At 35.1% G+C, this 17549-nt stretch carries 23 protein-coding genes; 10 read left to right on the forward strand and 13 right to left on the reverse strand.

Features of this window, described 5'->3' with window-relative positions; all coding sequences use genetic code 11:
• Positions 1–49: 49 nt before the first annotated feature.
• Genes ACZ5CF_RS03315 through purN form a run of 3 tightly spaced genes read right to left on the reverse strand, consistent with a single transcriptional unit; the run spans position 50 to position 1731 of the window.
• Positions 50–643: an START domain-containing protein gene (locus tag ACZ5CF_RS03315; RefSeq protein WP_464580359.1), complete on the reverse strand. Its 594-nt coding sequence runs from the start codon at positions 641–643 to the stop codon at positions 50–52.
• Between the two features lie 46 nt (positions 644–689).
• Positions 690–1172, reverse strand: coding sequence for a ribonuclease HI (rnhA, locus tag ACZ5CF_RS03320; RefSeq protein WP_464580361.1), 483 nt, complete (start codon positions 1170–1172; stop codon positions 690–692).
• Positions 1165–1731 carry a phosphoribosylglycinamide formyltransferase gene (purN, locus tag ACZ5CF_RS03325; RefSeq protein WP_464580363.1) on the reverse strand — a complete coding sequence of 189 codons (567 nt, stop codon included), beginning with the start codon at positions 1729–1731 and terminating at the stop codon, positions 1165–1167. Before purN ends, rnhA begins: the two co-directional genes overlap by 8 nt.
• Before the next feature lie 180 nt (positions 1732–1911).
• Here purN and ACZ5CF_RS03330 point away from each other — a divergent pair, with 180 nt between their 5' ends.
• The 5 genes from ACZ5CF_RS03330 to pyk all read left to right on the forward strand — a co-directional run bounded on the left by ACZ5CF_RS03330 (position 1912) and on the right by pyk (position 6179).
• Positions 1912–2145, forward strand: coding sequence for an acyl carrier protein (locus ACZ5CF_RS03330; RefSeq protein ID WP_143953637.1), 234 nt, complete (start codon positions 1912–1914; stop codon positions 2143–2145).
• A gap of 9 nt (positions 2146–2154) precedes the next feature.
• Positions 2155–3405 (forward strand): beta-ketoacyl-ACP synthase II, encoded by a 1251-nt coding sequence (fabF, locus tag ACZ5CF_RS03335; protein WP_464580364.1) that lies wholly within the window; start codon positions 2155–2157, stop codon positions 3403–3405.
• A 13-nt stretch (positions 3406–3418) separates the two neighbouring features.
• Positions 3419–4156 carry a ribonuclease III gene (gene rnc / locus ACZ5CF_RS03340; protein WP_464580365.1) on the forward strand — a complete coding sequence of 246 codons (738 nt, stop codon included), beginning with the start codon at positions 3419–3421 and terminating at the stop codon, positions 4154–4156.
• Positions 4157–4261: 105 nt separating this feature from the next.
• A complete protein-coding gene (locus ACZ5CF_RS03345) occupies positions 4262–4759 on the forward strand; it encodes an IPExxxVDY family protein (protein ID WP_464580366.1) in 498 nt (165 codons plus the stop codon).
• Positions 4737–6179 (forward strand): pyruvate kinase, encoded by a 1443-nt coding sequence (pyk, locus tag ACZ5CF_RS03350; RefSeq protein ID WP_464580368.1) that lies wholly within the window; start codon positions 4737–4739, stop codon positions 6177–6179. Before ACZ5CF_RS03345 ends, pyk begins: the two co-directional genes overlap by 23 nt.
• Positions 6180–6292: 113 nt before the next feature.
• Here pyk and dinB read toward each other — a convergent pair whose 3' ends face one another.
• Positions 6293–7390 (reverse strand): DNA polymerase IV, encoded by a 1098-nt coding sequence (dinB, locus tag ACZ5CF_RS03355; RefSeq protein ID WP_464580369.1) that lies wholly within the window; start codon positions 7388–7390, stop codon positions 6293–6295.
• A gap of 27 nt (positions 7391–7417) precedes the next feature.
• Between dinB and ACZ5CF_RS03360 the strand changes: the two genes are divergently transcribed.
• The 3 genes from ACZ5CF_RS03360 to ACZ5CF_RS03370 are packed head-to-tail and all read left to right on the forward strand — an operon-like array spanning position 7418 to position 9046.
• Positions 7418–8080 carry an NAD-dependent epimerase/dehydratase family protein gene (locus tag ACZ5CF_RS03360; protein ID WP_464580371.1) on the forward strand — a complete coding sequence of 221 codons (663 nt, stop codon included), beginning with the start codon at positions 7418–7420 and terminating at the stop codon, positions 8078–8080.
• Between the two features lie 2 nt (positions 8081–8082).
• Entirely contained in the window at positions 8083–8550 is a 468-nt protein-coding gene (locus ACZ5CF_RS03365; RefSeq protein ID WP_464580373.1) for a CYTH domain-containing protein, read from the forward strand.
• A 1-nt stretch (position 8551) separates the two neighbouring features.
• Complete coding sequence (locus ACZ5CF_RS03370) at positions 8552–9046, forward strand: YciI family protein (protein WP_464580374.1); 495 nt, start codon at positions 8552–8554, stop codon at positions 9044–9046.
• 1 nt (position 9047) lies between these two features.
• Here the strand turns inward: ACZ5CF_RS03370 and ACZ5CF_RS03375 are convergent, their stop codons facing one another.
• The 4 genes from ACZ5CF_RS03375 to ACZ5CF_RS03390 are packed head-to-tail and all read right to left on the reverse strand — an operon-like array spanning position 9048 to position 10908.
• On the reverse strand, positions 9048–9263 hold the full coding sequence (locus ACZ5CF_RS03375; RefSeq protein WP_464580375.1) for a hypothetical protein: 216 nt from the start codon (positions 9261–9263) through the stop codon (positions 9048–9050).
• Positions 9260–9442: a hypothetical protein gene (locus ACZ5CF_RS03380; protein WP_464580376.1), complete on the reverse strand. Its 183-nt coding sequence runs from the start codon at positions 9440–9442 to the stop codon at positions 9260–9262. The genes ACZ5CF_RS03375 and ACZ5CF_RS03380 overlap by 4 nt, the downstream gene beginning before the upstream one ends.
• Before the next feature lie 48 nt (positions 9443–9490).
• On the reverse strand, positions 9491–10510 hold the full coding sequence (pheS, locus tag ACZ5CF_RS03385) for a phenylalanine--tRNA ligase subunit alpha (RefSeq protein WP_464580377.1): 1020 nt from the start codon (positions 10508–10510) through the stop codon (positions 9491–9493).
• A 41-nt stretch (positions 10511–10551) separates the two neighbouring features.
• Positions 10552–10908 carry a hypothetical protein gene (locus tag ACZ5CF_RS03390; protein ID WP_464580379.1) on the reverse strand — a complete coding sequence of 119 codons (357 nt, stop codon included), beginning with the start codon at positions 10906–10908 and terminating at the stop codon, positions 10552–10554.
• Between the two features lie 94 nt (positions 10909–11002).
• Here ACZ5CF_RS03390 and ACZ5CF_RS03395 point away from each other — a divergent pair, with 94 nt between their 5' ends.
• Both ACZ5CF_RS03395 and ACZ5CF_RS03400 read left to right on the forward strand, forming a co-directional pair.
• The gene (locus ACZ5CF_RS03395; RefSeq protein ID WP_464580380.1) at positions 11003–11506 is read left to right on the forward strand and encodes a CvpA family protein; all 504 of its coding nucleotides are present in this window, start codon (positions 11003–11005) and stop codon (positions 11504–11506) included.
• Positions 11507–11540: 34 nt separating this feature from the next.
• Positions 11541–12017, forward strand: coding sequence for a hypothetical protein (locus ACZ5CF_RS03400; RefSeq protein WP_464580381.1), 477 nt, complete (start codon positions 11541–11543; stop codon positions 12015–12017).
• A 46-nt stretch (positions 12018–12063) separates the two neighbouring features.
• Here the strand turns inward: ACZ5CF_RS03400 and ACZ5CF_RS03405 are convergent, their stop codons facing one another.
• The 5 genes from ACZ5CF_RS03405 to ACZ5CF_RS03425 all read right to left on the reverse strand — a co-directional run bounded on the left by ACZ5CF_RS03405 (position 12064) and on the right by ACZ5CF_RS03425 (position 17548).
• Positions 12064–12699, reverse strand: coding sequence for a carbonic anhydrase family protein (locus ACZ5CF_RS03405; RefSeq protein ID WP_464580383.1), 636 nt, complete (start codon positions 12697–12699; stop codon positions 12064–12066).
• A gap of 9 nt (positions 12700–12708) precedes the next feature.
• Entirely contained in the window at positions 12709–14574 is a 1866-nt protein-coding gene (locus tag ACZ5CF_RS03410) for a SulP family inorganic anion transporter (RefSeq protein ID WP_464580384.1), read from the reverse strand.
• Between the two features lie 82 nt (positions 14575–14656).
• Positions 14657–14953: a hypothetical protein gene (locus ACZ5CF_RS03415; RefSeq protein WP_464580385.1), complete on the reverse strand. Its 297-nt coding sequence runs from the start codon at positions 14951–14953 to the stop codon at positions 14657–14659.
• 70 nt (positions 14954–15023) lie between these two features.
• Positions 15024–15779 (reverse strand): tetratricopeptide repeat protein, encoded by a 756-nt coding sequence (locus ACZ5CF_RS03420; protein WP_464580387.1) that lies wholly within the window; start codon positions 15777–15779, stop codon positions 15024–15026.
• A gap of 2 nt (positions 15780–15781) precedes the next feature.
• Positions 15782–17548 carry a BatD family protein gene (locus ACZ5CF_RS03425; protein WP_464580388.1) on the reverse strand — a complete coding sequence of 589 codons (1767 nt, stop codon included), beginning with the start codon at positions 17546–17548 and terminating at the stop codon, positions 15782–15784.
• Position 17549 lies beyond the last annotated feature (1 nt).

Here is a 17549-nt window from a genome sequence, read left to right on the forward strand (position 1 = left end):
AAAATAACAGACCAATACTAAGATGAATCTGCAAGCACATATTTAACGCTTACTGTTCTAACAGTGCTCTTAACTTTATAAAAGATTGATAGGGAGATGTTGTAAGCAAAGAGTTTAAAAACCAAGCAGGTAAGTTACCTTCCGGATCGCCAAATAGTTGCTGTGTTATTTTAATGCCAAAGGGCTTTTGCTCTAATAGCCAAACACCGTTAAAATTTGTAATCCTAATGGTGTTTGGTTGTTTGGGTATTGGTAATGTGTTGTATGGTTGTAACGTTATTTTAATGCGTTTAGGAGTTTTTTCTTCTACAGTTACCAGAGATAGATGATCTCTATTTAATACCGGCCAGGGCAAGTTGTTTTTTATGTAAAACACATAGCTGGAGTCTGAGAGTTTAGCCAATACTTCGCTACGTTCTGTTTTATAGCTCCATCTCCATAAATTATTGCCATCTAAAATAGTTTTGTAGGCTTTCTCTAAAGTAGTATTAGCTACCATTACAGCTTTATACTCTTTAAATTTTGAGTTTTTATAACTTCTTGTGTAGATAGAAATACCGTTTTTTTGTTTTTTAAGCTCCCAAGTTTGGGCATAGCTTACGGTAACTAAAAGCGTAAAAAAAGTTAACCAGAAAGTTTTCAATAACTTGATTTTTTGCAAAAATAACGATTCCTAAAAAAGATAACTTTTAAAACAACCCTTCCTGTGTATTTACAAACCCGGTATCTGTTTTTAGCTGTTTCTTTTTAGAGGCCTGCACTGCCAATTGGTCGCAACGTTCATTTTGAGGGTGTTGGTTATGTCCTTTAATCCATTTAAAAGAAACTTGGTGCTTTCTATATTCTTTTAAAAAAGCAATCCATAAATCAGCATTCTTTTTCCCTTTAAAATTGGTTTTTTCCCATTTAAAAACCCATCCTTTTTGCACGGCATCTGCCACATATTTAGAGTCTGTAAAAACAGTAACTATAGTATTAGGAGTTTTTAATTTTTTAAGTGCTTCTATTACAGCCAGCAGCTCCATTCTGTTATTGGTAGTATGCTTAAACCCTTCAGAGAATTCTTTTATATAAGGTTTGCCAACCCACTCCATAATAATACCATAGCCTCCGGGTCCGGGGTTTCCTCTTGCAGCGCCATCGGTGTATATGTGTACTTTATGATTACTCATGTAAAAGTTGCTCTATTATTTTAGGGTAGTGCTTGTATTCTAATTCATGAATTCGTTTTGCTAACGTATCTGCAATATCATTAATTAAAACAGGGCACGACGCCTGAAAAATTATAGCACCTTCATCGTAAGCTTCATTTACATAGTGAATGGTAATTCCGCTTTCAGATTCGTTATTTGCTAAAACAGCATTGTGAACATGCATACCGTACATGCCTTTACCGCCATATTTTGGTAAAAGTGCCGGATGAATATTAATAATTTTGTTTGGAAAAGCACTAATTAAATATTCAGGTATTTTCCAGAGAAAACCGGCTAAAACTAATAAATCGGGGTTAAAGCTTTGTATAATAGGTAAAAAAGATGAGGCGTCATTAAATAACACTTTATTAAAATACAAGGCATTGGTGTTTAGCACAGAAGCACGCTCTAAAACTTTAGCTGTTGGCTTGTTAGAAAGCACTAATACAACGGTTGCTGTGTTAGAAGTTTTAAAATAATTAATAATGTTTTCTGCATTTGTACCCGATCCGGAAGCAAAAATAACTATGCGTTTCATGAAAGCAAATTCGTTAAATACATGGCAAAAAAACTAATAAATAGTTACAATACACAACATAATATAAAATAGTTGTGGTAAAAATTACTACTTTTAAAAGCACATTTTAAAGGCTAAAAAGTTGTATTAATGTAAAGTTTTTTATTTTTGCCAACAATTAAATTTTAAAAATCTAAGATTATGTCAGACATTGCATCAAGAGTAAAAGCTATTATCGTTGACAAATTAGGAGTTGACGAGAATGAAGTTGTGCCAGAAGCAAGCTTCACTAACGATTTAGGAGCAGACTCACTTGACACAGTAGAATTGATTATGGAGTTTGAGAAAGAATTCGATATTCAAATTCCAGATGATCAAGCAGAAAACATTGCTACTGTAGGTCAAGCTATCAAATACATAGAAGAAGCAAAATAATAATATTATATGAAATTAAGGCGAGTTGTTGTCACAGGTTTAGGGGCACTTACACCCATTGGTAACAATATAAATGAGTATTGGAACGGGTTAAAAAATGGTGTGAGCGGTGCTGCACCAATTACCCATTTTGATGCCTCAAAATTTAAAACACAATTTGCCTGTGAAGTAAAAAATTTTGACCCCCTAAACTTTTTTGATAGAAAGGAAGCTCGCAAACTTGATAAGTTTGCACAATACGCCATGGTTGCATCGGCTGAAGCTATAGAAGATTCCGGTTTAGATGTAGACAAGCTAAACAAAGACCGTGTTGGTGTAATTTGGGGAGCAGGAATTGGAGGTTTAGAAACGTTCCAGCAAGAGGTAATGAACTTTGCCAAAGGCGATGGGACACCTAAATTTAACCCTTTCTTTATCCCTAAAATGATTGCTGACATAGCACCGGGCTTAATTTCTATAAAATATGGGTTTAGGGGGCCAAACTTCACCACGGTTTCAGCCTGTGCATCTTCTGCAAACGCCTTAATAGATGCCTTAAATTACATTCGTTTAGGGTTAGCAGATATTGTTGTTACAGGAGGTTCTGAAGCTGCTGTAACCGAAGCTGGTATGGGAGGCTTTAATGCTATGCACGCCTTATCTACCAGAAATGAAAGCCCTGAAACAGCTTCTAGGCCATTTGATGCCACAAGAGATGGTTTTGTATTGGGCGAAGGAGCAGGAGCACTTATTTTAGAAGAATATGAAAGTGCTAAGGCCAGAGGGGCTAAAATTTATGCAGAAGTAGTGGGAGGAGGTCTATCGGCAGATGCTCACCACATGACTGCACCTCATCCGGAAGGTGTTGGGGTAAAAGCAGTAATGCTAAATTGCCTTGAAAATGCCGGATTAAAACCAGAAGATGTTGATGCTATTAACACCCACGGAACTTCTACTCCGCTTGGTGATGTAGCCGAGTTAGGAGCTATTAGTGATGTATTTGGTGATCATGCTAAAAACATTAATATTAACTCAACTAAATCTATGACCGGGCACTTGCTCGGAGCTGCAGGAGCGGTAGAAGCTATAGCCTCTATATTAGCTATAGAGCACAGCTTAGTACCGCCAACCATAAACCATAGTGTTGTTGATGAAAACATTAATCCGGAGCTTAATTTAACCTTAAATAAAGCGCAAGCCAGAGAGGTTAATGTAGCTATGAGTAACACCTTTGGTTTTGGTGGTCATAATGCCTGCATTTTATTTAAGAAAGTAGACTAGAGAAAGCTATTGAATGAGCTTTATTCACAAAATATGGAATTCCCGCTCTAAAGAAGAGGGGGAATTTTTTTTGGTATTATCTAAAATTTTGGGCTTTAAGCCTAAAAATTTAGAAATTTATAAAAAGGCATTCACTCACAGGTCGTCTAATATTAAAGACGAAAACGGAAACCCGGTTAATTATGAACGCCTTGAGTTTTTAGGTGATGTAATGCTGGGAGCCGTTATATCTCATCATTTGTATAAAGAAGTACCAACCGGAGACGAAGGATATCTCACCAAAATGCGTTCTAAGGTAGTTAGTAGAGAGCATTTAAATGAGCTTGGCAAAGATTTAGAGCTTATAAATTTGGTAATTAGTAATATTCCTAAGCAAAATTTTGGAGATAATATTCACGGTAATGTTTTTGAAGCTCTTGTTGGTGCCATATACTTAGATAGAGGTTTTAATTATGTAAAAAAGTTTGTAAAAAAACGCGTAATTAAACCGTATGTAGATATAGAAAAACTTGAGGGTAAAATTATAAGCTACAAAAGTTTGGTGATAGAGTGGTGCCAAAAACAAAAAAAACATTTTCATTACGATGTTTATGAAGACGATGGTAATGATTTAGTAAAACATTTTGCCGTTAAACTTTACATAGATGATAAACTTGTGGCAAAAGCCAGAGGGACATCAAAGAAAAAAGCCGAAGAAACAGCTTCTAAACGCGCCTATTTTGCACTACAAAATAAAATAGAGCGAAAATAACACTTACCGAAAACGATTTCGTAGTTAATTTATCTTTAAACCGCCTATATTTAGTAGGGTAAATGCTGTTAATATTATATATTTACATTTCCATATTAACTATATATGGCAATATATACAATAGCAGACGATTTAGCTGATGCACCCTTTACACTCATAGCCATACATACGGCATTGCCAGATTATAAGCTGGCGTACTATTTTAATAGAGATCTTAAAATACAGTTACATCGTCTCTCATATAACATACCATTTAAACAAGCAGAATTTAGTATTTATGAGTGGTACAATGTGCTGGAAGATACCTTTTGGCATTTAATTAAAAATAAAGCAGTTGTAGAGCAAGACACAGCAGAAGCCAATACGCTTTTTAACAATCAACAAACATTAAAGCGTTCTGTAAATTTAGTGCCGGAGTGCAAACAAGCAGATTATGTTTTAAAAATAGATAACGGAGAAAATACATTTAAATATACCAGACAGGTGCTTGCAACAATTTCGCAAATACCTCAAATAGTTACCTGCTATGAAATAGCAACAGACCAACTAAAAAGTAAAGACCAACTAAATTATATGCATAATGCCAGACAGAAAAAAAACTAAGATTGTAGCTACATTAGGACCCTCTACCTCTAAAAAAGAAGTGCTACATAAAATGATGGAGGCAGGAGTAGATGTTTTTAGGATAAACTTCTCTCATGCAGATTATAACGATGTAAAAGAACGCATTAAAGCTATTAGAGAGCTTAACGATGAATATGGCTTTAATACCGCCATTTTAGCCGATTTACAAGGCCCAAAGCTTAGAATTGGAACAATGCAAGAAGAGGTTGTGGTTAGTCCGGGAGACGAAATTTTATTTGTTACCGGTAAAGAGTTTAAAGGAACCTCTGAGAAAGTGTACATGAACTACAGCGCTTTCCCTAAAGATGTTAATCCCGGAGAAACCATTTTGTTAGATGATGGTAAACTAATTTTTGAAGTTGTAGAAACCGATAAAAAAAGTACTGTAAAAGCTAAAGTAATACAAGGTGGGCCACTACGCTCTAAAAAAGGAGTAAACCTTCCTAAAACCAATATATCATTACCGGCACTAACAAAAAAAGATATAGAAGATGCCCTTTTTGCAATAGAACAAGAGGTAGATTGGATTGCGTTGTCTTTTGTAAGGCACAGTCAAGATTTAATAGACCTGCAAGAAATCATAAAAAAACACTCTACACATAAAATACCAATCATTGCTAAAATAGAGAAGCCGGAAGCTGTAGCAAACATCGATAAAATTGTGGCCTATTGTGACGGCTTAATGGTGGCTCGAGGCGATTTAGGAGTAGAGATGCCGGCAGAAGAAGTTCCGTTAATTCAAAAGCAACTAGTGCTACGAGCTAAACGTGCCAGAATCCCGGTAATTATTGCCACACAAATGATGGAAACCATGATTTCCAGCCTAACTCCAACCCGAGCCGAAGTAAACGATGTAGCAAACTCTGTAATGGATGGAGCAGATGCCGTAATGCTTTCGGGAGAAACATCGGTAGGAAGTTATCCGGTAGAAGTAATCCAAAAAATGTCAAGTATAATAAAAGGGGTAGAATACTCACCACTAATTAAAGTCCCGCAAGATCCCCCACATATTCGTACCAAACGCTACATTACCAAATCTGTTTGCTATCATGCAGCACTAATGGCCAACGAAATTAAAGCCAAAGTAATCTCTACACTCACTAATAGCGGTTATACAGCTTTTCAAATATCGGCCTGGAGGCCTAGCGCTCATATTTTGGTGTTTACATCAAACAAACGCATTTTAACCCAGCTTAATTTACTTTGGGGTGTAAAAGCGTTTTATTACGATAAGTTTGTGAGCACAGACGAAACCATAGAAGATGTAAATGAAATAGCTTGTAAAAAAGGTTTTGTAGACGTAGGCGATATGATGATTAGCCTTGCTGCTATGCCTATAAAAGAAAAAGGAATGGTAAACACACTACGTGTTACAGAAATAACAAGCTGTCCGGTTTAATCATTAAAAACACTTAGGGCGTTGCGGGTTTTGTGTTAACAAAACCCGCCGTGCTTTACGCTGTATCTTTTGCTTGCAAAAGGATGTCGCTTCAATCACTAACGCAAATCAAATTAAAAATCAAACTTTAACTGTACACTTACAGTTTTTTTTGTGTTCTTTTTTAAATGTTGGGTATTTAAATTACTTAACGAAATACCCAAAAGCCTAACCGAATTTTGCAATTTTTCTTGATATAGAAGCTCTTTAGCAGTTTCTAAAATTAAACTTTTATCGGCTATAAAATACGGTAATGTTTTGCTTCGGGTTTTTAAAGTAAAATCGCTATACTTAATTTTTAGCGTAACAGTTTTACCTGCAATAGTGCTCTTTTTTAATCGCCTTTCAAGCTCAGCAGCAATATTGGTGAGCTTTTCTAACATAAAAACTTCACTACTAAGGTTTTCAAAAAAAGTGCGTTCTGCCCCAACAGATTTTGGTATTCTATAGGGTTTAACAGGGCTGTTGTGTATTCCTCTTACAACATGGTAATAGTACGTGCCACTTTTACCAAAATGCTGTTGTAAATACTCTAAAGGGTTTTGCTTAAGATCTTTACCGGTAAAAATACCCAGCTTATACATTCGTTCTGCCGTTACTTTACCAATACCGTAAAACTTAATAATCTCTAAATTTTCTAAAAATGCTTCAACCTCTTCGGGTGGCACTGTTTTTTGTCCGTTAGGCTTATTATAATCGCTTGCAACTTTAGCAATAAACTTATTAATAGATACTCCTGCAGAAGCAGTTAATCCTGTTTCACATAAAATTCTATCCCTAATTTCTTTAGCTATTAGCGTTGCACTTGGATTACCTTTTTTGTTTTCGGTAACATCTAAATAGGCTTCATCTAAAGAGAGTGGTTCTACCAAATCGGTATAATCATAAAAAATAGACCGAATTTGCTTTGAAACCTCTTTATAGCGGTCAAAACGTGGTTTTACAAAAATTAAATCGGGGCACTTTTTTTTAGCTAAAAAACCACTCATAGCACTCTTAACACCATATTTTCTGGCTTCGTAGCTTGCTGCACTTACAACGCCTCTTTTTTCGCCTCCACCAACAGCCAAGGGCTTACCTTTAAGCTCGGGGTTATCTAACAGCTCTACCGAAGCATAAAAGGCATCCATGTCTACATGTATAATTTTTCTAAAAGGACCTTTAAGTGCCATTATTCAAAATTAGTGTAATTTAGTTGCATGCAAAAAACAGCAATAGTTTTAGGTGCTACGGGAGTAACGGGTAAAGAATTGGTTGCTCTATTATTAAAAAACCCGCTGTACAAATCTGTTATTATTTTTACCAGGCGTCCGTCTGGAATTAATCATAAAAAACTTAAAGAACATCAGGTTAATCTGTTTAAACTAGAAGAAGAAAGTTCAAAATTTATAGCAGATGAGGTATATTGTTGTATTGGAACAACAGCAGCTAAAACACCCGATAAAGTGTTATACGAACAAATAGATTATGGTATTCCTTATCAGGCAGCTAAGCTAGCAGCCAAAAATAACATTAGTACGCTTGTGGTTATCTCTGCACTTGGAGCAAATTCTAACAGCCGTATTTTTTACAACAGAACCAAAGGAAAAATGGAAAAAGCCGTTTTACAACAAAACATACCTAATACATATATTGTTAGGCCGTCTTTAATAGCCGGCAGCAGAAAAGAAAAGAGACCCGGAGAATGGTTTTTTAAGCAGTTAATGAAATTGCTTAATCCTCTTATGTTTGGACCGTTAAAAAAATACCGTGCTATACATCCAATAACAATTGCGAAAGCTATGATGGTTTTAGCAAATAATGAGTATAAATCCGGATGTTACGAAAATCATACGTTGTTTGATTTGGCTAAAATGTATTAAACATGTTAGAGATTGAACGTAAGTTTTTAGTAAAAAACAACACTTATAAAGAGCTGGCAAAAGAAAAGTTTGAGATTATTCAGGGGTTTTTAAACTCGCATCCGGAGAGGACAGTTAGAGTTAGAGTTACTGATAATCAAGCCTTTTTAACAATTAAAGGAAAATCAGATAACAACGGGTTAATCAGGTTTGAATGGGAAAAGCAAATACCAAAACAAGAGGCTTTGCAACTATTAAAATTATGTGAACCCGGTGTAATTAAAAAAAACAGATTTATAGTGCCTGTAAATAATTATACTTTTGAGGTTGATGAATTTTATGGTGATAATGAAGGACTTGTTATTGCAGAAATTGAGTTGCAATCTGAAAACGAACATTTTCCTAAGCCTGATTGGCTGGGAGAAGAAGTAACCGGAAACGTAAAATATTATAACTCACAATTAAGTAAACATCCTTTTAAAAAGTGGTAACATGAAAAAAATATTTTTAGTAATTGTATTGTTTGTTTTTGTGATTTCGTGTAAAGATAATCATGCTAACCAAGAGAACAATCAGAATAATACCGTACAAAAAAAGCAATCTGTAAAGGCATTAAAAGAGGAGTTAGTAGCTAAAGGTTACCAAATTTTTGATTATGTAGATGAAAAAACTAAAGACACTATTTTAATGCAGCAATATTTTATAGTTTTTTTAAAATCCGGACCTAACAGAAATCAAAATAAAGCAGAAACAGATAGCTTGCAACAGCTTCACTTAGCACATTTAAGCAGAATGTACGAAGAGGGGTATGCAGATATTTCTGGCCCGTTTGGAGATGACGGCGAGATTAGAGGAATTACTATTTACAATGTTCCCACTATAGAAATGGCAGACAGTTTAGCTAATTTAGACCCAATGGTAAAAGCCGGAAGGTTAGTGATTGATGTGCATCCTTGGTGGGCAGCTAAGGGCTATGGTTTACGGTAAACTATTTTCCTAAAACGCCATCTATGTTCATTACCGGTAACTCTTGAAAGTTGCGCTCGTTTACAGAGTGTTTAGGGAAAATAAATCGTCTTTCGTATAGTTTATTATCAGCAAAAAAAGTAACATAAAACTCATTTTCTAGTTTAAGTACTTCTTCTTGAATGAGTTCTATTTTAGCATAGCTTTTAGCCGGTAAAACCTTTAAGCTATGCCTCATGGTAGAGTTATTTTTTGTTCGTTATATCCTTTAGAAACTATTAAAACGGTTTCTACGGCAGTAGAGCGGTTGTTAATTATGTAAGCATTCCAGTCTTTAGATAAAAAGTCTTCATTCCACTCATGAACAATGGCTACATGAACATCTTTAATAACCGGAATTTCTATATCTTTTCTCACCTTCTTCTTACAATTTTAGAGTTAGAGAGCGAGCCTTCTTAGCAAAAATTATAAGGCACTTTTAAATTGCTCTAAAAAGCGCACATCGTTTTCACTAAGCATTCTAATATCAGAAATTTGATATAGTAATAGCGCAATTCTGTCTATACCCATACCAAAAGCAAACCCGGAGTATTCTTTAGGATCAATTCCGCAATTAGCTAACACATTTGGGTCTACCATGCCACACCCCATAATTTCTAACCAACCGGTTCCTTTGGTCATTCGGTAGTCTGTTTCAGTTTCTAATCCCCAGTATACATCAACTTCTGCACTTGGCTCTGTAAAAGGAAAGTACGATGGGCGTAAACGTATTTTAGATTTACCAAACATCTCTGTAGTAAAGTATTGTAAGGTTTGCTTTAGGTCTGCAAAACTCACATCTTTATCTACATATAATCCTTCTACCTGATGGAAGAAACAGTGCGATCTGGCAGAAATAGCTTCATTGCGGTACACTCTACCGGGAGAAATTGTTCTAATTGGCGGTTTGTTGTTTTCCATATAACGCACCTGAACGGTAGAGGTATGCGTACGTAATAAAACATCCGGATTGGTTTGAATAAAAAAGGTGTCTTGCATATCGCGAGCAGGATGATGCTCCGGTAAGTTTAAAGCTGTAAAGTTATGCCAATCGTCTTCAATTTCAGGTCCTTCACTCACGTTAAAGCCAATACGAGAAAAGATTTCAATTATTCTGTTTTTTACAATGGTAATTGGGTGTCTGGCCCCTAAAGAGATGGGTTCTCCGGGACGGGTTAAATCACCATAAATTCCTTTCTCTTCGGCTTGGCTTTCTAAAGCTTCTTTAAGTTCATTAACTTTAGCAGTAGCAGCCGCTTTTAATTGGTTTATAGCTTGACCGTAAGCTTTTTTTTGCTCGTTCGGAACATTTTTAAACTCGGCAAAGAAACCGTTTAAGATTCCTTTTTTGCCTAAATATTCTATTCTAAAAGCTTCTACAGCCTCTTTGGTATTTGCTGTAAAGGCTTCTACTTTAGCAATATGCTCCTTAATAGTGTCTATCATCCCGCAAAATTCAATTAGGGCGCAAATTTAATGTTTTTAGCTTACTCAATAAACTCTTTTTCTAAGAAATACTGTACAATAGCTTCTTTCATTAAAAGCGATTGTTCTCCCGGTTTTAAAGGTGGTAACGGCTCTTTCAACTTATAGTGAGGCCACCCGTCTGCATCAAAAAAATCAAACTCATAGTAGCCATATGGCTCTAATAATCTGCAAATGGCAATGTGCATTAAGTTTACTTTTTCATCTTTTTTAAAAGTTCTATGCACTTGCCCTAATTCTTGAACGCCAATTAAATAAATAATCGCATCTAAGTCTAACGGATCGCCATCAGAAAACTGTTCAGAAAGGCGTTTAACAAGTAGTTCCCAACGGTATTTTAAGCTTTCGTCTCTAATCATAAGTTATACTTGCAAAGGTAATAAACACTAAAAACAGAAAGCTAACTTAAAGTACTTTTTGTTACTTATATTTGATAAATATCTATTAGCTAAAATGAATTATATAGACATACTTTTAGGCGGGTTAATTTTATTTGGATTGATTAGAGGATTTTCTAAAGGTCTTTTTATTGAGGTTGCATCTTTAGTTGCCTTAATAGCCGGAATATATGGCGCTATACACTTTTCGTATGTTGCGGGAAATTATTTAAGCAATCGAGTAGATTGGAGTGAAAGCTATATAAACTTAGCAGCCTTTGCTATTACATTTATTGCTATAGTGGTTGCAGTAAGCTTTGCTGGAAAATTGCTAACTAAAATAGCCGATTTTGCTATGTTGGGTGTGCTAAACAAATTAGCAGGAGCAGCTTTTGGAGCGTTAAAATTTGCTGTTGTTTTAGGAGCAATTCTTGTGTTTTTTGCACGTACCAATCATTCAATTAGCTTTATAAATCAAGAAACATTAGATAAATCTGTTTTATACGAGCCGGTTAAAGACATTGGTGCTTATGTGTTTAGCTTAGTTTTAAAAGAAGCGCCCAACACACAAGAATTATAATACTTTTTTATACTATATATATTGATAAAACTAGATGATGAGGAAATTGATTTTTGTTTGCGTTGTTTTAATTTGCTTAAGCTGTACTAACACAAATAGCACTAAAAAAACTACGGTAGATAGTTTGGTTTTCGGACACTATTATGGGTTTTGTGTGGAGCAATGTTTTGTGCCGTTTAAGCTTACTAAAACCCAATTAGAAATAGATGGAGACGAAACTTATTTAACCCAAAACTACACGTTTAAGGCTACAGACACACTTTCTAATACAGCTTTTAACAATGCATTTGCACTTTTGAGCGCTGTACCAACGGACTTGGTTAAAGCCAAGCCAGGTAAAGTTTACGGCTGTCCTGATTGTACAGATCAAGGAGGACTTTATTTAGAAATAACCAAAGGCAATATAACAACAAAAGTTTTTATAGATAATTTTAATACGCCAGACCAACCGGCATCTGTTTTAGCGTTTAAAGAGCAAGTTAAAGAGGTTATAAATAAAATTAAACCATAAAAAAAGGGGCTTTTTAAAGCCCCTTTTTTTGTAAAAAAGTTAACACTTATAACATTGTAACTTTACCGGTGGTTAAGCTATACACTCCGCCTACAATTTTAATTTCTCCATTGTCTTCCATTTCTTTTAGAATTGGGCTTTTTTGACGGATTCTTTCCATAGTAAGCTTAACATTGTTTTCTATGGTTTTGTTTACAAACTCCGGGTTAGAAGAGTTGGTTTCACCATCTACTTCTTCGGCAGATTTTTTTACAGCCGGAACAATGTTATCTAGCATAGCTGTAATATTACCTAACTCAACTCCATCGCATGCAGCTTTTACTGCACCACAAGCTTCGTGTCCTAAAACCAATACTAATTTACTTCCTGCTACTTTGCAAGAGTACTCCATGCTACCCAGAATATCGGTATTTTCAAAATTTCCGGCTACTCTGGCAACAAATACATCGCCGATAGCTTGATCAAAAATAGTTTCTACAGGAACACGAGAATCTATACACGATAAAATTACCGCTTTAGGAAACTGTCCGCCTGTGGTTTGCTTAACTAAGGCTAAATTATCTTTAGTATTAGTCTGATTATTTACAAAGCGCTGATTACCATTTAACAGATCTTGTAAAACTGTATCGGGTGTTAATGTATCTTGAACCGCTTTGTCTAATGCTTTGTCTATGTGTGCCATAATTTTAATTTATTTTTTTCCGTTAACATGTTCTTTAATCCATTTTGTACATTCATTGAATGTTTTAAATATATGCTCTTCAGGAACCAAATCAGGAATAATATCTATTCGTTCCATCATATAGCGTGGCTGTTTCATTAATCCAACAAATAAAACAGTAATATTGTGCTTCTGGAGTTCAAGCAATACATCTTCCATTGCATACAATCCTGATTGATCCATGTATTGCATTCTGCCCAATCTAATAACAACCATAGAGGCTGAAGGCGGGATTTGTGCTGCTAATTGCTGGAAGTCGCTTGTAGAACCAAAAAATAAAGGACCTTTTATATGTTTTATAAATACAGACTCTTTTAGATGCTCCGGGAAGTCTTTTTCGTCTGCCCAAGCTCTTTCTTTTGCCAATGGTTTAACATCAGAACGCTCTGCTGTTAAGTCTCCTATTCGCTTCATAAAAATTAATGAAGCAATAACTAAACCAACACCAACGGCATTAACTAAGTTCCAAACGCTTGCCAATACCAGTACGGTTAGCATTATCATTACTTCAGAACTTAATTTAATTGGTCCTAAGTTGATGTCTTTTGGCATACTTGGGATGGCTTTTAGTCCTTTGTAATCCATTACTCCAATACCAACGGTAATTAAGATACCTGCCAATACAGCAGCAGGAATTCTAGAAGCAATCGGACCAAGAGCTAATAAAATTATAAGGAGCATTAATCCGGCGATCATTCCTGAAAGTCTGGTTTTACCTCCAGATTTAATATTTACAACGGTACGTATAGTAGCACCGGCGCCAGGAATACCACCAAACAAAGCAGCTATACTATTACCTATACCTTGCCCAACAAGCTCTTTATTTGGCTTGTGCTTGGTTTTGGTCATATTGTCTGCCACTACACTGGTTAAAAGTGAGTCTATTGCACCAAGTAATGCCAATGTTAGCGCAGTAAATATATAAGGGGTAACGCTACCTAAACTAAAATTCGTAAAAATTTCGGTTTTAGGCACCGGAAAACCACTCGGAATTTGTTCTATAGGCTCATATTCTAACCCTAATGCTACTGCAGCACCAGAAACTACAATTAAAGCTACTAAAGTACTTGGTACAGCAGTTGTAATTCGTTTAAAACCGTAAATAATAATAATTGTAGCTAAAGCAAGAGCAAGTTCTAACCAATTAATATGTTGCAGCGCTCTTGGTAAAATTTTAAGTGTTCCTATAACACCAGAGGCATTATTGGCTGCCAATGTTTTAGACTCTTTTAAAATGTCTTCTTGTGTTATTTTTTCGGCTCTGTTTATGGTTTCTTTAAAGTCTTCTAAAACCAAAATTCCTTCGCCGGCTTCTTCTTTTAGAATGTTTTCTAAAATAATCTCTTCGGCTTGTGGTTTAAATTGGTTTACGTATTCCTGATCTTCTTTTGGGTAGTATCCTATTGCAGGTAAAATTTGTGTTACTAAAATAATTACTCCAATAGCCGTCATGAACCCAGATACTACCGGATAAGGAATGTATTTAATGTATTTTCCTAAGCCAATAATTCCTAAACCTATTTGCATTAGTCCGGCTAATAAGAATACTGTTAAAATAGCCGGAAGAGCTTTTTCTACATCGCCATCATTTGCTGCAACCAAGGTGGCAATAATTACCATACTTACAGCCGTCATAGGAGCTGTCGGACCAGAAATTTGTGTGTTAGTACCTCCAAAAAGGGCAGCAAAGAAGCTTAAGAAAATAGCTCCGTATAAACCGGCAGTTGGCCCTAATCCAGACGAAACCCCGAATGCTAGTGCTAATGGTAACGCAACAATACCGGCCGTAATACCTCCAAATGCATCTCCCTTAATATTAGAAAATAAATTTTTCATAAAAACAAGTTGTTGTTAAACAATTAATTTAAAGTGATAAAAGAATTAAGCAGCTATAACTGCATTTTTAAACATAGGTTGTTTAACAATATTCGGGAGGAGGAGAGATGTTTTCTACGCAGAACTCGTAGTAGTTTTTACTGGTAAATTGTGGTAAAAGTGTAAACTCGTCTAAAAAGAAAGAAGAAATATATTTTTGCGGAGAAACAAAGGTTATTTTTAAATTGGTGTTGGTTTCGTTTTCTTTACTTTCTTCTTCGCTAATATTAAAAAACACAGAAACATCAAAGTTCTTTTCGACTACTGAAACCACAACAGGCGTAATCAAAAAAAACGAAAAAATTAAAGCAAAAAAAACTGCCGTATGTTTTCTGTGCATAAATTTTTTTGTGTTAAGGCTAACAAATATACTATGTTAAAAACAAAGTAAAGATAACAAATCAATAAATCTATAACTCTTTAAGGTCTTCCTCTAAAATCCAACCCTCTTTACCATCTGCTAACTCAATTTTTTTCCATCCTTCTAACTGCTCTTCAACTAAAACTTTTGTTCCTTCGTGTAACTTAAAAGCATCGGAGCTATTGTAATTAGGCTCTGTTTTAACTATGGTTTCTTTTGCAAAAATTATAGCATAGCGTGTTTGCTGTTGTTTGGTTTGCTGTAAAAAAGCAAAAAGCACACTTATCACTCCAAAAAATAATAATATAAAACTGGTTGCAAAAGTTAATCGTTTAACCTTTGAGTTTGCAGAAAAATAATAAGTTAAAAAAACAGCTACAAATAGCATTATAAAAACTATGCTAACAATGGCCCATTGTTCGTAGTTAAACAATCCAACGGTTTGTTTTCTAAGCTTGCTAAAAACAGATTCCGGCATAGGGTTTATAACATCTACAGTCATGTTTTTAGCAAAAGACAAATTGTTTTTAATATCCGAATCAGTTGGGTTTAATTGCAATGCTTTTTCATAATAATAAATACTCCAAGCAATATTGTTTAACTTATAATGAGCATTTGCTAAATTGTAGTATAGTGCAGCAGAATGCTCACCACTTTGCAGTATGGATTGGTAATTTTCTATTGCTTTATTGTATTCTCCTTTATTGTAATATTTTGTTGCCTCATTAAAAAGCTCATTATTTTTGTTTTGAGCCCATGTTGTAACCGAAAAAACAACAAGTATAAACAGTAGCATTTTTCTCATGGCTAAATGTGTTTATCTATTAATGATATTACGTGGGCAGCTTTCTGGTAATCTTGCTGCATAGCCACATTAGAGCTTGGGGTATATCTGGCAACCTCACAACTTGTTAACAAAGCTATAAACTCGTTTACTGCTTTTTCATCTACTTTATTTTCTGTTAAAAGTGTTTCAATTTTTTCTTTGGTAAAGTCTGATGTTTCTATATGTAACTTTGCCTTTAAATAGTTGTGCAATGCTTTTTCTAACGCTACATAAAAAGCTTCTTTGTTACCCAGTTCTTTTTTTGCTTTAGACAGGTATTTTTTTGCCAATTTATTAGCTTTTCTGCGCTTATTGCCTTCCACATCGCGTTCAATTTCTTTCCTCTTTTTACTCACTAAAAATACTATTGGAAGTAAAACTAACGGGCCTAACAATAATGCGTAATACAATGTAGAACCAAAAAAGGATTCTTTATTAATAGGCTCTAACTTTGGTTTTAGTTTTAAGAATTTAAATTGCTTACCGGCAATAACCGGTTGCTTAAAAGATGTGTTTGGAGATGAAGGGGTTGCTGTTCCGGCTGTTGGCCCCTCGAACACGTCTAAAATTATTTCGTCTGAATTGAGTGTTTTATATGTTTCAGATTTAGGATCAAAATACGAAAAAGAAATACTTGGTATAGGATATTTACCCTTATACTGTGGTACAATGGTGTAGCTGTCCCAAACTTTACCTTGCATTCCGGATAAATTGGTTGATATTGATTGATTAAACTCTGGCTCGTAAACCTCTAATGAACCCGGAAGTGCTATTTTAGGCATCTCAAAAAGTTTTAAGTTTCCTTTTCCGGAAATCTCTACTTTGGCTTGCAAAGACTCTGAAGCTTTTAAGGCATCTTTGTTGGTAGTTACACGAAGAGTAAAATCGCCTACTGCTCCGGTAAAATTATCAGGTTTTCCTTTTTCGGGTAATGGTTTTACCGTGATTGTTTTTTTGCCTGCCGATACAATTTTATTTGCTCTCGCCATTATTCTGCCTCCAAAAAAGTCTCTTCGGTTGGTAGGCACTTCTACCTCAACATCAAGCACTAAGGGCTCTATAGTTAATGCGCCTGCTTTTTGCGGGTATAAAACAACTTGTTTTAAAGTAACAAAACGATAGGGTTTTCCTTTGTAGGTGCCGTTTTCAATTTGTAACCTCTTTATATCTATATCTTGACTCCAAAAATTATTATAAGTAGGGTTGTCTATTGGTCTGAAATCATTAATATTAACATTGTAGCTAAAGTAAAGTTTGTAAACTACACTAATAGCTTGGTTTAAGTATGGGTTGGCATTAGAAACTTCGGCTACTAAATGTAAATTGTCTTTTAGGATAGCATCAGAGTTCGGGTCACCATCAGGAGTATCAACGGCATCAGTAACGTTAATTTTAATGGGAGTAGTTTTATACGATTTGCCATCAATTTTTATTACAGCTTGTTCTATAGTAAAAGTTCCTTTTTGTAGGGGAGCTAAAAAATAGGAGTAGGTTTTAGTAAATGAACGTTTGCCATTTTCCCACGAATGACTAACCATTTGGTTTGGGCCTCCTACAACTCTAAAGCCCGAAAAAGAAGGAGGTGTAAAATTATCTCCGTCTTTGTTCATTACAAAATCTACACGTAAACGCTCATTAACTCCCAATGTGTTTTTACTTACCTTGGCTTCAAAGTAAACCGTTTCTTCTTGGGCATATGCCAATAGGGTTGTAAAAAATATTGTTATGAGAATTACAGTGCGTTTCATG

Source organism: Lutaonella thermophila (assembly GCF_055387725.1).